Below are 11,263 nucleotides of genomic sequence, written 5' to 3' on the forward strand. Positions count from 1 at the left end.
AAGTTTTTCCCTATTGTACTAGGAGTATTCGTGCGCCGCCGCCGGGCCTTGCTTGTCGGCCGGAAAAGCAACAATGTTGCAAAATAAACTATTTCGGGACAGGTGGCGCCCCGGGACGGGGGCTTAGCGTACCATGCGCCTTTTGCATTCCAGACTGAACCGAAGGCGCCTACCTTGTCCCGACTTTCCTTTCGCCAACTGTTATTTGCCGCCTTCATTTTGACGACGGGTATCTTGACGGCCACTTCCGTGCAAGCCCTGCTGACCCTGGAGCACCTGGCGCGTCTGGGGCGCGAGACGGCGGCGCAGGCGATTGCCTTGACGGAACAGTCGCAGCGCCTGTCCGAGCGCACCCTGGCCATGGAACGCAGCGCGCGCCAGTTCCTCGTGCTGGACGACCCCGTGTTCCGCGAGCGCTACGCGGCGGCGCGCGACGAAGCGACGGCGGCGCTGCAAGTGCTGAACCGCGCCACGCCCGAGTTCGCCTCGCAACTGGCCGACGAGTGGACGGCGCAGGCGCAATCGGCGTGGGAAGTCTTGCAGGCCGGAAAACGCCGCAAGCGCGATGGCCACGCCGTCGTGTACCGCGCGTTTGCCCGCATGACGCAGATCAATGACAGCCTGGCGCGCGAAAGCAAGACGGAAATCGGCAGCCGCAACGACGCCCTGCTGGCCGAGCTGGAACGCCAGCGCCGCGTGCTGGGCATGCTGGTGGGCGGCGCCGTGCTGCTGGCGGCCGTGCTGGCCACCTGCTTCGGTTTTCTATTGTCGCGTCCGCTGCGCCGCATCGAGACGGCCATCGAGCGCCTGGGCGAGAAGCGCTACGACCAGCCCATCGTCGTCGGCGGCCCGGCCGACACGCGCCGCCTGGGCCAGCAGCTGGACTGGCTGCGCCAGCGCCTGGCGGACCTCGATGCCGACAAGGAACGTTTTCTGCGGCACATCTCGCATGAGCTGAAAACGCCGCTGGCGGCCCTGCGCGAAGGCGTGGCCTTGCTGGAAGACGAGGTGGCCGGCAAGCTCAGCGATGGCCAGCGCGAAATCGCCGGCATCCTGCAGCAAAACACGGCATCGCTGCAAACCCAGATCGAAGACTTGCTGCGCTACAATACCGCCGCTTTTGACGCCCAGCATCTGGCGCACAGCAAGGTCGACTTGCTGGTCTTGCTGCAAGATGTGGTGGCCGCGCAGCGCCTGCAATGGCTGGCGCGCCGTTTGACGGTCGATGTGAAGGGCGAGTCCCTGATCGTGCAGGCCGACCGCGACAAGCTGGCCACCGCCCTGGCAAACCTGCTGTCGAATGCCGTGCGCTTCAGCCCGGAAGGCGGCACCGTGCGCTTCAGCCTGGCTTGCGAAGGCGGCCGTGTGCGCATCGATTGCATCGACGAGGGGGCCGGCGTGGCGCCCGAGGATGCCGCGCGCATTTTTGAACCGTTTTACCAGGGAGTGCGCCAGGCGGCCGGCGCGCGCAACGGCAATGGCATCGGCCTGTCCATCGTGCGCGAATATATCGCCGCCCACGATGGCAGCGTCACTCTTTTACCGCGCCAGGCTGGCGCGCATTTTCGGATAGAACTGCCCTTATGATGACGAGAACTTCCCTGGCCGGCATGGCCGCCTGCGCGCTGCTATTGGGCGCTTGCGCCGCCAAGCCCCCCACCCAGACGCCCGTTCTGGTGCAGACGCCGCCGCGCGTGGTGGTCGTGGCCGATCCCCAGCTGACCGAACTGCTCGCGTATCAAAGCGCCTTGCGCCTGATGACGCCGTCGGAACTGGCGAAAGCGCAGCTGGACCTGGCGAAAGCCGATCATGCGCCGCACAATACGATACGCCGCGCCATGCTGCAGGCGACCGTGCGCGCCCCCGGCGACCTGGCCCGCGCGCAAGCCTTGCTGGAACCGCTGGCCACGGCCACGGGCAAGGACGCGCAACTGCTGGCGCCGCTGGCGCAATTGCTGGGCAGCCAGTATGCGGAACTGCGCCGCCAGGAAGACAGCATCGACAAGCTCAACACGCAGCTGCGCGACGCCCAGCGCCGCAACGACTTGCTCAATGAAAAACTCGAGGCGTTGAAAAACATCGAGCGCAGCCTGTCCGTGCGCCCTGCCGCGGGAGCGGCGAAATGAGCGAGCACGCCCACATTTTATTGGTCGACGACGATCCCGACCTGCTGCGTTTGCTGACCATCCGCTTGAAGGCGGGCAACTACCGCGTGACGGCCGTGGGCAGCGCGGAAGCGGCGCTGGCGCGCCTGGCCGTGGAATTGCCGGCCCTGGTCATTACCGACGTGCAATTGCCGGGCCGCGACGGCCTGGCCCTGTTCGATGAAATCCGCCGTCAGCACGCGGCCCTGCCCGTCATTTTGCTGACGGCGCATGGCACCATTCCCGACGCCGTCGATGCGACGGCGCGCGGCGCGTTTGCCTACCTGACGAAGCCGTTCGACGGCAAGCTCTTGATGGAAAAAGTGGCGTACGCCATCAACTTGTCCACCGTCATGCCGGCGCCGGCATCGGGCGACGAAAGCTGGCGCGCCGAACTGATCAGCCGCAGTGCGCAGATGGCCGAGCTGCTGGCCGAAGCCAAGCTGGTAGCGGGGTCCGACGCCAGCATCCTGATCCGCGGCCCTAGCGGCACGGGCAAGGAATTGCTGGCACGCGCGCTGCACAACGCCAGCCGCCGCGCCAAGGCGCCGTTCATCGCCGTCAACTGCGGCGCGATTCCCGAACAACTGCTGGAATCGGAACTGTTCGGCCACGTGAAAGGCTCGTTTACGGGCGCCGTCGGCAACCGCGAAGGTTTGTTCCAGGCGGCCGATGGCGGCACCCTGTTTTTAGATGAGATCGGCGACATGCCGCTGCCGCTGCAAGTCAAATTGCTGAGGGTGCTGCAGGAGCGGGCCGTGCGGCCCGTGGGTGCCGACCAGACGCGGCCCGTCGACGTGCGCTTATTGTCCGCCACGCACCGCGACCTCGATGTGGCCATGGCGGAAGGGCAATTCCGCGAAGATCTGTATTACCGCCTCAACGTGGTGACCTTGACCCTGCCGCCGCTGGCCGAGCGCCGCGAAGATATCGCCTTGCTGGCGAACCATTTCCTGCAGAAACTGGCGGCCAAGTACCAGAAACCGCTGAACGGCTTCGCGCCCGACGCCCTCACGGCCCTGGTGGCGGCGCCATGGCCGGGCAATGTGCGCCAGCTGGTCAATGTCGTCGAGCAAGTGTGCGCGCTGGCCACGGCGCCGCTGGTGCCCTTGAGCCTGGTGCAGCGGGCCTTGCGCGTGCCGTCGCTCGAAGCGCTCAGCTATAACGAAGCGAAGCAGCGCTTCGAGCGCGACTACCTGATCCAGCTGCTGCGCCTGACGGACGGCAACGTGGCCGATGCGGCCCGCCTGGCCGACCGCAACCGCACGGAGTTCTACCGTTTACTGCAGAAATACGAGCTGACGCCGGCCCTGTTTCGGGCCGACGGCGACCCTGTCGCTGAATAGCGACAAAAATAAAGTGTGGATAATCAAGGAGTTACCTAGAAATATTGATTGTCTTGCCACAAGCTGTCGCTGTCAGGCGACAAAAATCCCCGTTTTTCGGGCCAGATCCGGTGGAAAGGCGCGGAAAAAATCGACTTCGCATGTAAGTCGTTGATTTTGAATGAATTTTAAAAGCTGGCACGGCGCTTGCTGTAGGGGTAGGTGTGACGCTTCAAAGTGTTGCTTTATCCAAGTAAGAAGCTTTTAACTTCATTGAGAGGAACTACCATGCAAACATCGAAACTGTTCAATACCCTGGTCGCCGCTATCGTACTGTCGGGCGCCTCGATCACCGCTTCGCATGCAGCTGACTCCGCCCCAAAAGCACAAGCTCCTGCTGACACCGTCGTGGCCGCCAACGCCGCCGCTGCCGTCCCTGATGAAACCATCACTTCCTCGGCCAAGGCCGCCCTGAGCGCCGATGCGCAAGCCGCTGCCCTGCCAGTCAAGGTAGCAACCCAGCAAGGTGTCGTCGTCCTGTCGGGCGACGTGCCGAGCGCCGAAGCGGGTGACCGCGTCGTGCAGATCGTCGCTTCCGTGAGCGGCGTGAAAGAAATCAAGAACGAGCTGAAAGTCAAAGCCGCCGGCTAATCGCCCTCGCGCTGTACTTTACTCCGGGTTGCCCTGTCTGCGGACAGGGCATTTTTTTGTGCCATTGTGTCCACAAGCCACGCTTGCTTCCAGGCAGGTAGCTCGGCAATAGGGTTAGAATAGCCAGCACTGGCGCCGATTCCGGCGCTTTTTGTCATCCACGGCGCAGTGTTGCAAGGCTGGGCCGCTACCAGGCTACCGCATGTCTTCTTTTTCTCCCGCCGCCCTGTTGCGCAATCTGAAACCCGACAACTTCACCATCGCCCTGCTCGTCACCGTGGCGCTGGCCAGCTTCCTGCCCTGCACGGGCCAGACGGCCGTGGTCTTCGGCAATATCACCACCGTTGCCATCGGCGCCCTGTTCTTCCTGCATGGGGCCAAGCTGTCGCGCGAAGCCGTGGTGGCTGGCGTCATGCACTGGCGCCTGCATTTGCTGGTGCTGGCCAGCACGTTCATTTTGTTCCCCCTGCTGGGCCTGGCCCTGCGTCCGCTGGCGCTGACCTTTCTCACGCCCGAGCTGTACGTGGGCATCCTGTTCCTGTGCGCCTTGCCATCGACCGTGCAATCGTCGATCGCCCTGACGGCCATGGCGCGCGGCAACGTGCCGGCCGCCATCTGCAGCGCCTCGGCCTCGAATTTCATCGGCATTTTCCTTGCGCCCATCCTGGTGGGCTTGCTGGTGGCGAAAGGCGCGGAAAGCAAGTCGTCGGTCGACGCCGTGCTGTCCATCGTCATGCAATTGCTGCTGCCCTTCCTGGCCGGCCAATTCCTGCGCCGCTGGATCGGCCGCTGGGTCGACCGCCACAAGGCCATGCTGAAATTCGTCGACCAGGGTTCCATTTTGCTGGTGGTCTACACGGCCTTCAGCGAAGCCGTCAGCGAAGGCCTGTGGCACACGATCTCGGTGGAAACCCTGGTGGCGCTGGGCGTGTTCAGCATCGTGCTGCTGGCGCTGGTCCTGGGCTTGATGACATTCATCAGCCGCCGCCTGGGCTTTAGCAAGGAAGACGAAATCGCCATCGTTTTCTGTGGTTCGAAGAAAAGCCTGGCCAGCGGCGTGCCGATGGCCAAGGTCTTGTTTGCCACGCACTCGCTGGGCATGGTGATCTTGCCGCTGATGCTGTTCCACCAGATTCAATTGATGATTTGCGCCGTGATTGCGCAGCGTTATGCGCGGCGCGACGAGATATCGAAAGTTTCGATATCTACGCCTTAAATAAAGAGAACTTTTTCAATCACCAATATACAATTTTCGTGTCCTTGTTGACGGTGTGAAAAATAATTATTCAATTGGCCTTGCCAAATTTAAAACCACTGATCTAAACTTGAATTAAACCTTGCGTATTATAAAAATTATCATGGTCCGCTAAAGTAAAAAATTCAATATTGTTGAAGATAATTAATCATTTAGGATGTTAAATAAAAATAGGTCATCAATGTCAAAAAGTCAGAAAACTATCGTTATCGAGCGTATCTTTAATTTATTGTACGATCCAAGCACGGGTAAGTTAAGTAGAAGTGTCGTTACTGCAAAAGATTTGGAGGATGCAAAACGTTACTGCAATGATTTTTTAGGCGCCACCATCAAGTTGGATAGTAATCCATACAACTTCATGAAAGACATAGTCCGAGGAACAGGAGCTGCAAAGATTTGGCCTGACAGTGTTCGACAGTTAGGATTTATTGGTGAGCAGCGAACCGGTGATGGAAATGTATTTGCATTCGTGCCTGTGGTCGCAGGTGTTTCGGAGAGCTTCGATGTTGATTTCCGGCCAACGGACGATACGCCCCGCTATCAGATTCAAAGCTTAAGCCTGCCACTTGCATCGAAGGCACTTGGCCGAACTGACGAATCGTGGCTTTTACAGGTAGCAGTGAATCTTCGTATTATTGAAAGTCATTTTGCTATTGGTGAAAACAGACAAATTGAAGCATTGGAATTAAACCATCTGCAGATGGACATTAAATTGCGGAAGGTCCAAATCGATGCTTTATATCTTGCGAAATGTATTCCTAGTATCGTAAACCCATCAGGTAGTGTACTCATCACAGTGGAGGCTAAACAAGGGAATCAACGCATTTTGACTGAGCAGATAGCCCGACAGGTTAAAGCTGCTTTTGAATCTACTTCGAATGACTTAATTGTTCCAACAGCAATTGCTGCAATTAAAGGCAAGGGAATGTATGTCGTTGAATTTAAATCGGTTCACCGCGATGATATCGCAACGTTCGATGTACCAATTTTTCATCGGGAAGCTATGTTTGTTTTGCAACCATCGGTTCAAGGTATATAGTAAACAAAGGAATTTTTTCAATCGCAGGGAGTTTCCTGCGATTGGCTAAGCTAAGGACATTGAATAATAAACTGAAGCATGCTCCGGTAAAGGTGCTATTTTTCAAATAGGTCTGCAGTCTTTGATGTTTCCGATGGTTTTCTATTTCGCTGGGCAATAACTGTTCGCAGGACAGAAAAGTAAGACGCTGCTTGTCCCATGTTCATAGCTAAAAGTGCTGGATCACCAAGCTTTATTGTGCCGTTTGGAATCGTAGGTTGGATGCCCAGCGCTTGTATAACAGCCGATGCAACAGCACGTCCAAGCAATGGCGGAACACTATTGCCAATTTGTCTAAATCCATGCCACTTAGTGACATGCATTCGGAACCAATCGGGATATGAGTGAAGACGCGCAGCCTCGCGGACAGTCAGAACTCGTGGGTAAATTGGATGGATCGGACGAGGAGATGTATGCGCTCCTCTAGCGCTATCAGTACCGGCGCGTAGCGTGTTGCAGACTCCTTCGAGAGAAAGTCTTAAGAAACGACTGATTTTTTCGGTCTGGCCTGGTGTTGTTGCAAGAAATCGAGCCTTTGACATTTCTGTATGTTCGGTGATCGAACTGCATGTCAGCTCATTTACGTCGAAAGCACGCCTGTAGCTGTAATCGGATGAATCTTTGATCATTCCTCGTAAGCAGCGTGCGTATTTAGAATCGGTTTTCCATTGCAGCTTTACTGAGTCTGAGTTCTCTAAAGCGCGGTGTTGATTTACGTCTGGCAAATCAGCTATAGCGTCTCCCACCGTCACACAATCCTTAGCTGCTACTGGATATTCGGGGAGCACTTGATCTTTTCGAGCGGCCATAAGGAAGAGTCGCTCTCTTGACTGTGGGACACCAAATGCAGATGCATTTAAGACTTTATATGGCATCAGAACATTATATCCTGCATCACCTAATGCATCGATTAGCTCAGTAAGGAATTGTGAATGTTTGCCAAGCGTCAATCCTTTTACATTTTCAAAAACGCAATATTTTGGTTTTAGTTCATGCACAAGACGAACATAGTGAAAGACCAACTGATTACGATTGTCATCCAGTGCGCGTTTTCCAATCATTGAAAAGCCTTGGCATGGTGCACCACCAAACACTACATCTATTTCGCGATTACCTATTCCACTTTGAATGCGAATATCACTACCTGATAGATCGACGACGCTCGCGCAAATCGTTTTTGTTTTTGGGAAATTATATTCGTGCGTCGCGCAGTGAATCGGATCGATTTCGATAGCTGCAGCAATATCAAATCCAGCTTGTTCAAAACCTAACGATAAACCGCCTGCCCCTGCAAACAAGTCGATTCCTATTGGACGGCTCATGTAATTCTCCATACTTCGTACTGATTCAAAAATAACTAACTGTATTTTACTTTGTTGGCCGTCAAAAGTCGATCGTTTTCTGCCACTGAATCGAAGCTTGTAGTGTCTTTACCAATCGTCGGTATGCTGACTTGTAATGTGCAGATTGTAATAATTTATCTACAGTTTACTTTTTGATTAAGAGCTGAGGTCTGCTATTTAGATCCAACATAAATTAAGTTGATGAGCCTAAATGATGTTTTTGAAAATTCTTGCCGGCCAGTACCCTCTTCGAGGCCGTGTCATCATGCAGCATCTGCTTTAACGTCATGTTGCCCAAGGGGACGATTGCTTGCGGCTTCACGTGTTGCATTCTTCTCCCGGCTAGTTGGTTCGTCAATTCTAGGGCTCAATAATATGACTGTATTTATATACAGTATATCAGGATATCTGGTTTGTGTTGTCTTGACCTGTACGATGGCAGAACGCTATATATAAGTGTATATTACGGTCCTTGTTCACCGTTCACTTTACAAGGATACGACCATGCGCCTCACCTCCCTCGCCCGCCTGCTTGGCGCCGCCCTGCTCGCTACCGCCGCCACCTCCGCCGTTGCCGGCGAAGTGGTGGTGTCGGCCGCGGCCAGCCTGACGAACGCGTTCAAGGATGCGGCGCAAAGCTACGAGGCGCAGTATCCGGGCAGCAAGGTGTCCTTGAACTTTGCCGCCTCGGGCGTGCTGCTGCAGCAGATCGTCAAGGGCGCGCCCGTGGACGTGTTTGCCTCGGCGGACCAGGAAACCATGGATGCTGCGCAAAAGCAGGGCCTGGTATTGCCGGCCGACCGCATGGACTTCGTCTGCAACAGCCTGGTGCTGATCGTGCCGCACGATAGCAAGCTGGGCATCAAGAGCCTGGCGGATCTGACGCACAAGGGCGTGACGCGCGTGGCCATCGCCAACCCTGCCAGCGTGCCCGTCGGCCATTACTCCGAAGGCGCGCTGAAGAAGGCGAATCTGTGGGACGCCGTGCAGCCGAAAGCCATCGGCACGCAAAACGTGCGCCAGTCGCTCGACTACGTGGCGCGCGGCGAAGTCGATGCGGGCTTTGTCTACGCCACCGACGCGGCCATCATGAAAGACAAGGTCAACGTGGTGCTGGACGTGCCTTTGGCCTCGCCCGTGCTGTACCCGATCGCCACCATCAAGGGCAGCGGCAATGCGGCCGAAGCGAAGCGCTTCGTCAGCTACCTGCAGACGGCGCCGGCGCAAGCCATCCTGGCCAAGTACGGTTTCAAGAAACCCTAACGCCACCGCGCCCGCATGGATATCGCCTGGACCGCGCTGGCCCTGTCGCTGAAAGTGGCGGCCTGGGCCACGGCGCTCAATTTGCTGCTCGGCATCGGTACGGGCTATCTGCTGGCGCGCGTGCGTTTTCCCGGGCGCGAGCTGCTCGACGCCCTGTTGACCCTGCCGATGGTGATGCCGCCCACCGTGCTCGGTTATTACCTGCTGGTGCTGCTGGGCCGGCGCGGCACCCTGGGCATCTGGTTGCAGGACAACTTCGGCATCAACCTCATTTTTACTTGGCAGGGCGCCGTGATCGCTTCCACGGTGGTCGCCTTTCCCCTCGTCTTCAAGCCCGCGCGCGCCGCCTTCGAAGCGGTCGACGGGCAGCTGGAGCAGGCGGCCCGCGTGCTGGGCATCTCCGAAATGGCGATTTTCTTTCGCGTTACGTTACCGCTGGCCTGGCGCGGCATCCTGGCCGGCGTGCTGCTGGGATTCGTGCGTGCGCTCGGTGAATTCGGCGCCACCCTGATGGTGGCCGGCAGCATTCCCGGCAAGACGCAGACCCTGTCGGTGGCCGTGTATGAAGCCGTGCAGGCGGGCCAGGACGACGTGGCCAACACCCTGGTGCTGATCACCTCTGCCGTGTGTATCGTGGTGCTGCTGTCGGCCGGCCGCCTGGCGCCCGGGCGCATCGCTCACAAATGACCGCTATGCAACTCGACCTCGACATTCGCGCCACCTTGCGCTCCGGCAAACGCCGTTTCGACCTGCAGGTGCAATGCACCTCCGGCAGCCAGCGCATCGCCATGTATGGCCCGTCCGGCGCCGGCAAGAGCATGACCTTGAAAGCCATTGCCGGACTCTTCACGCCGGACGCTGGCCATATCCGCCTGAACGGGCGCACCCTGTTCGATTCCGCCGCCGGCATCAACTTGCCGCCGCAGCAGCGCAATGTCGCCTACCTGTTCCAGGATTACGCGCTGTTCCCGCACCTGACGGTGCGCCAGAACGTGGGCTTCGGCCTGGCGCGCGGCTGGTTCAATCCCCGCGCGCGCGAAAAATTGCAGAAGGTCGAGCATTGGCTCGACGCGTTTCACTTGCAGGAACTGGCGCACCAGTTTCCCGACGAGTTGTCCGGAGGCCAGCGCCAGCGGGTGGCGCTGGCGAGGGCACTCGTGGCCGAACCAAACGCCCTGCTGCTCGACGAGCCGTTTGCCGCCCTCGATCCGGCCCTGCGTGTCAAAATGCGGCTGGAACTGAGCCAGTGGCAGCAGCGCCTGGACGTGCCCATGATCCTGATCACCCATGATCCGGAAGATGCGCGCATCCTGGGCGAGCATGTGCTGTACTTGCGTGACGGACAGATCGATAACAGGGAAGAACACATGGCATTGGGTGAACGCATTGGATAAATCAGCGGCAGCGGAAATCGGCTTGCAAGGCTCGGTATGGATGACGGTGGGCGGCGAGCACCTGGGTGGCGCCGGCCGGGTTGAATTACTGGGCGCCATCGCCGAATGCGGCTCCATCACGCAGGCGGCCAAGCTTGTGAAGATGAGCTACAAGGCGGCCTGGGATGCCATCGACGCGATGAACAACCTGGCCGGCGAGCCGCTGGTCGAGCGCTTGACAGGCGGCAAGGGCGGCGGCGGCACGCGCCTGACGCAGCGGGGACGCCAGCTGGTCGACAATTTCCGCATCATTGAGCGCGAGCATGCGCGCTACCTGCGCCAGCTGGGCAGCCAGGCCGAAGGCATCGCCGACGATCTTTTACTCATACGGAGAATGGCCATGAAAACCACGGCACGCAACCAATTCCTGGGCAAGGTGGCCGAACTGAAACAGGGCGCCGTCAACGACGAAGTGACCCTGGAATTGCCCGGTGGACAGCACATCGTGGCCATCGTCACGCAGGGCAGCAGCGCCAGCCTGGGCCTGGTGCCGGGCGCGGAAGCGTTTGCGCTGATCAAGGCCTCGTCGATCATCCTCGTGGCCGACAGCGAAGGCGCGCGCTTTTCCGCGCGCAACCAGCTGGCCGGGCTGGTGACGCGCGTGCAGACGGGCGCCGTCAACACGGAAGTGGTGCTGGACTTGCCCCGTGGCGGCACGATCGCCGCCATCATCACCAACCAGAGCAGCACCGAGCTGGGCATCGCGATCGGCAGCAAGGTGACGGCGATTTTCAAGGCGTCCAGCGTGATCCTGGGTGTGCCGGCGTAAAT

Annotated in this window: 11 protein-coding genes; 10 read left to right on the forward strand and 1 reads right to left on the reverse strand. The window is 58.4% G+C overall.

What is annotated here, in order from left to right; all coding sequences use genetic code 11:
- Positions 1–174 precede the first annotated feature (174 nt).
- The 6 genes from ACQ4WQ_RS15665 (at position 175) to ACQ4WQ_RS15690 (ending at position 6,414) form a co-directional block, all read left to right on the forward strand.
- Positions 175–1,587, forward strand: a complete 1,413-nt coding sequence (locus ACQ4WQ_RS15665; RefSeq protein WP_436498238.1) for a HAMP domain-containing sensor histidine kinase — start codon at positions 175–177, stop codon at positions 1,585–1,587.
- Entirely contained in the window at positions 1,584–2,126 is a 543-nt protein-coding gene (locus ACQ4WQ_RS15670) for a hypothetical protein (protein ID WP_326457871.1), read from the forward strand. Before ACQ4WQ_RS15665 ends, ACQ4WQ_RS15670 begins: the two co-directional genes overlap by 4 nt.
- On the forward strand, positions 2,123–3,490 hold the full coding sequence (locus ACQ4WQ_RS15675) for a sigma 54-interacting transcriptional regulator (protein ID WP_077398322.1): 1,368 nt from the start codon (positions 2,123–2,125) through the stop codon (positions 3,488–3,490). The genes ACQ4WQ_RS15670 and ACQ4WQ_RS15675 overlap by 4 nt, the downstream gene beginning before the upstream one ends.
- Positions 3,491–3,757: 267 nt before the next feature.
- Positions 3,758–4,120, forward strand: a complete 363-nt coding sequence (locus ACQ4WQ_RS15680; protein ID WP_034752546.1) for a BON domain-containing protein — start codon at positions 3,758–3,760, stop codon at positions 4,118–4,120.
- A 202-nt stretch (positions 4,121–4,322) separates the two neighbouring features.
- Positions 4,323–5,336 carry a bile acid:sodium symporter family protein gene (locus ACQ4WQ_RS15685; protein ID WP_436498240.1) on the forward strand — a complete coding sequence of 338 codons (1,014 nt, stop codon included), beginning with the start codon at positions 4,323–4,325 and terminating at the stop codon, positions 5,334–5,336.
- A gap of 220 nt (positions 5,337–5,556) precedes the next feature.
- Positions 5,557–6,414, forward strand: coding sequence for a hypothetical protein (locus ACQ4WQ_RS15690; protein ID WP_436498242.1), 858 nt, complete (start codon positions 5,557–5,559; stop codon positions 6,412–6,414).
- Positions 6,415–6,509: 95 nt separating this feature from the next.
- Here ACQ4WQ_RS15690 and ACQ4WQ_RS15695 read toward each other — a convergent pair whose 3' ends face one another.
- The gene (locus ACQ4WQ_RS15695; protein ID WP_436498244.1) at positions 6,510–7,775 is read right to left on the reverse strand and encodes a DNA cytosine methyltransferase; all 1,266 of its coding nucleotides are present in this window, start codon (positions 7,773–7,775) and stop codon (positions 6,510–6,512) included.
- A 525-nt stretch (positions 7,776–8,300) separates the two neighbouring features.
- Here ACQ4WQ_RS15695 and modA point away from each other — a divergent pair.
- From modA to ACQ4WQ_RS15715, 4 genes are read left to right on the forward strand one after another with little or no spacing between them, the layout of a single operon-like run.
- Positions 8,301–9,059: a molybdate ABC transporter substrate-binding protein gene (modA, locus tag ACQ4WQ_RS15700; RefSeq protein ID WP_436498246.1), complete on the forward strand. Its 759-nt coding sequence runs from the start codon at positions 8,301–8,303 to the stop codon at positions 9,057–9,059.
- A gap of 15 nt (positions 9,060–9,074) precedes the next feature.
- Entirely contained in the window at positions 9,075–9,746 is a 672-nt protein-coding gene (modB, locus tag ACQ4WQ_RS15705) for a molybdate ABC transporter permease subunit (protein WP_436498248.1), read from the forward strand.
- A complete protein-coding gene (locus ACQ4WQ_RS15710) occupies positions 9,743–10,453 on the forward strand; it encodes a sulfate/molybdate ABC transporter ATP-binding protein (protein ID WP_326457877.1) in 711 nt (236 codons plus the stop codon). Before modB ends, ACQ4WQ_RS15710 begins: the two co-directional genes overlap by 4 nt.
- 40 nt (positions 10,454–10,493) lie before the next feature.
- Positions 10,494–11,261, forward strand: coding sequence for a TOBE domain-containing protein (locus tag ACQ4WQ_RS15715; protein WP_436498343.1), 768 nt, complete (start codon positions 10,494–10,496; stop codon positions 11,259–11,261).
- Positions 11,262–11,263 lie beyond the last annotated feature (2 nt).

This window comes from Janthinobacterium goodfellowi, from assembly GCF_051380695.1.
Classification (GTDB): domain Bacteria; phylum Pseudomonadota; class Gammaproteobacteria; order Burkholderiales; family Burkholderiaceae_D; genus Janthinobacterium.

Excerpts from the sequence above, each read along its gene's own strand:
- ACQ4WQ_RS15675 (WP_077398322.1), top strand. The coding sequence starts at position 2,123 with ATGAGCGAGCACGCCCACATTTTATTGGTCGACGACGATCCCGACCTG.
- ACQ4WQ_RS15690 (WP_436498242.1), top strand. The coding sequence starts at position 5,557 with ATGTCAAAAAGTCAGAAAACTATCGTTATCGAGCGTATCTTTAATTTA.
- ACQ4WQ_RS15685 (WP_436498240.1), top strand. The coding sequence starts at position 4,323 with ATGTCTTCTTTTTCTCCCGCCGCCCTGTTGCGCAATCTGAAACCCGAC.
- ACQ4WQ_RS15710 (WP_326457877.1), top strand. The coding sequence starts at position 9,743 with ATGACCGCTATGCAACTCGACCTCGACATTCGCGCCACCTTGCGCTCC.
- ACQ4WQ_RS15715 (WP_436498343.1), top strand. The coding sequence starts at position 10,494 with ATGACGGTGGGCGGCGAGCACCTGGGTGGCGCCGGCCGGGTTGAATTA.
- ACQ4WQ_RS15670 (WP_326457871.1), top strand. The coding sequence starts at position 1,584 with ATGATGACGAGAACTTCCCTGGCCGGCATGGCCGCCTGCGCGCTGCTA.
- ACQ4WQ_RS15695 (WP_436498244.1), bottom strand. The coding sequence starts at position 7,775 with ATGAGCCGTCCAATAGGAATCGACTTGTTTGCAGGGGCAGGCGGTTTA.
- modB (WP_436498248.1), top strand. The coding sequence starts at position 9,075 with ATGGATATCGCCTGGACCGCGCTGGCCCTGTCGCTGAAAGTGGCGGCC.
- modA (WP_436498246.1), top strand. The coding sequence starts at position 8,301 with ATGCGCCTCACCTCCCTCGCCCGCCTGCTTGGCGCCGCCCTGCTCGCT.
- ACQ4WQ_RS15680 (WP_034752546.1), top strand. The coding sequence starts at position 3,758 with ATGCAAACATCGAAACTGTTCAATACCCTGGTCGCCGCTATCGTACTG.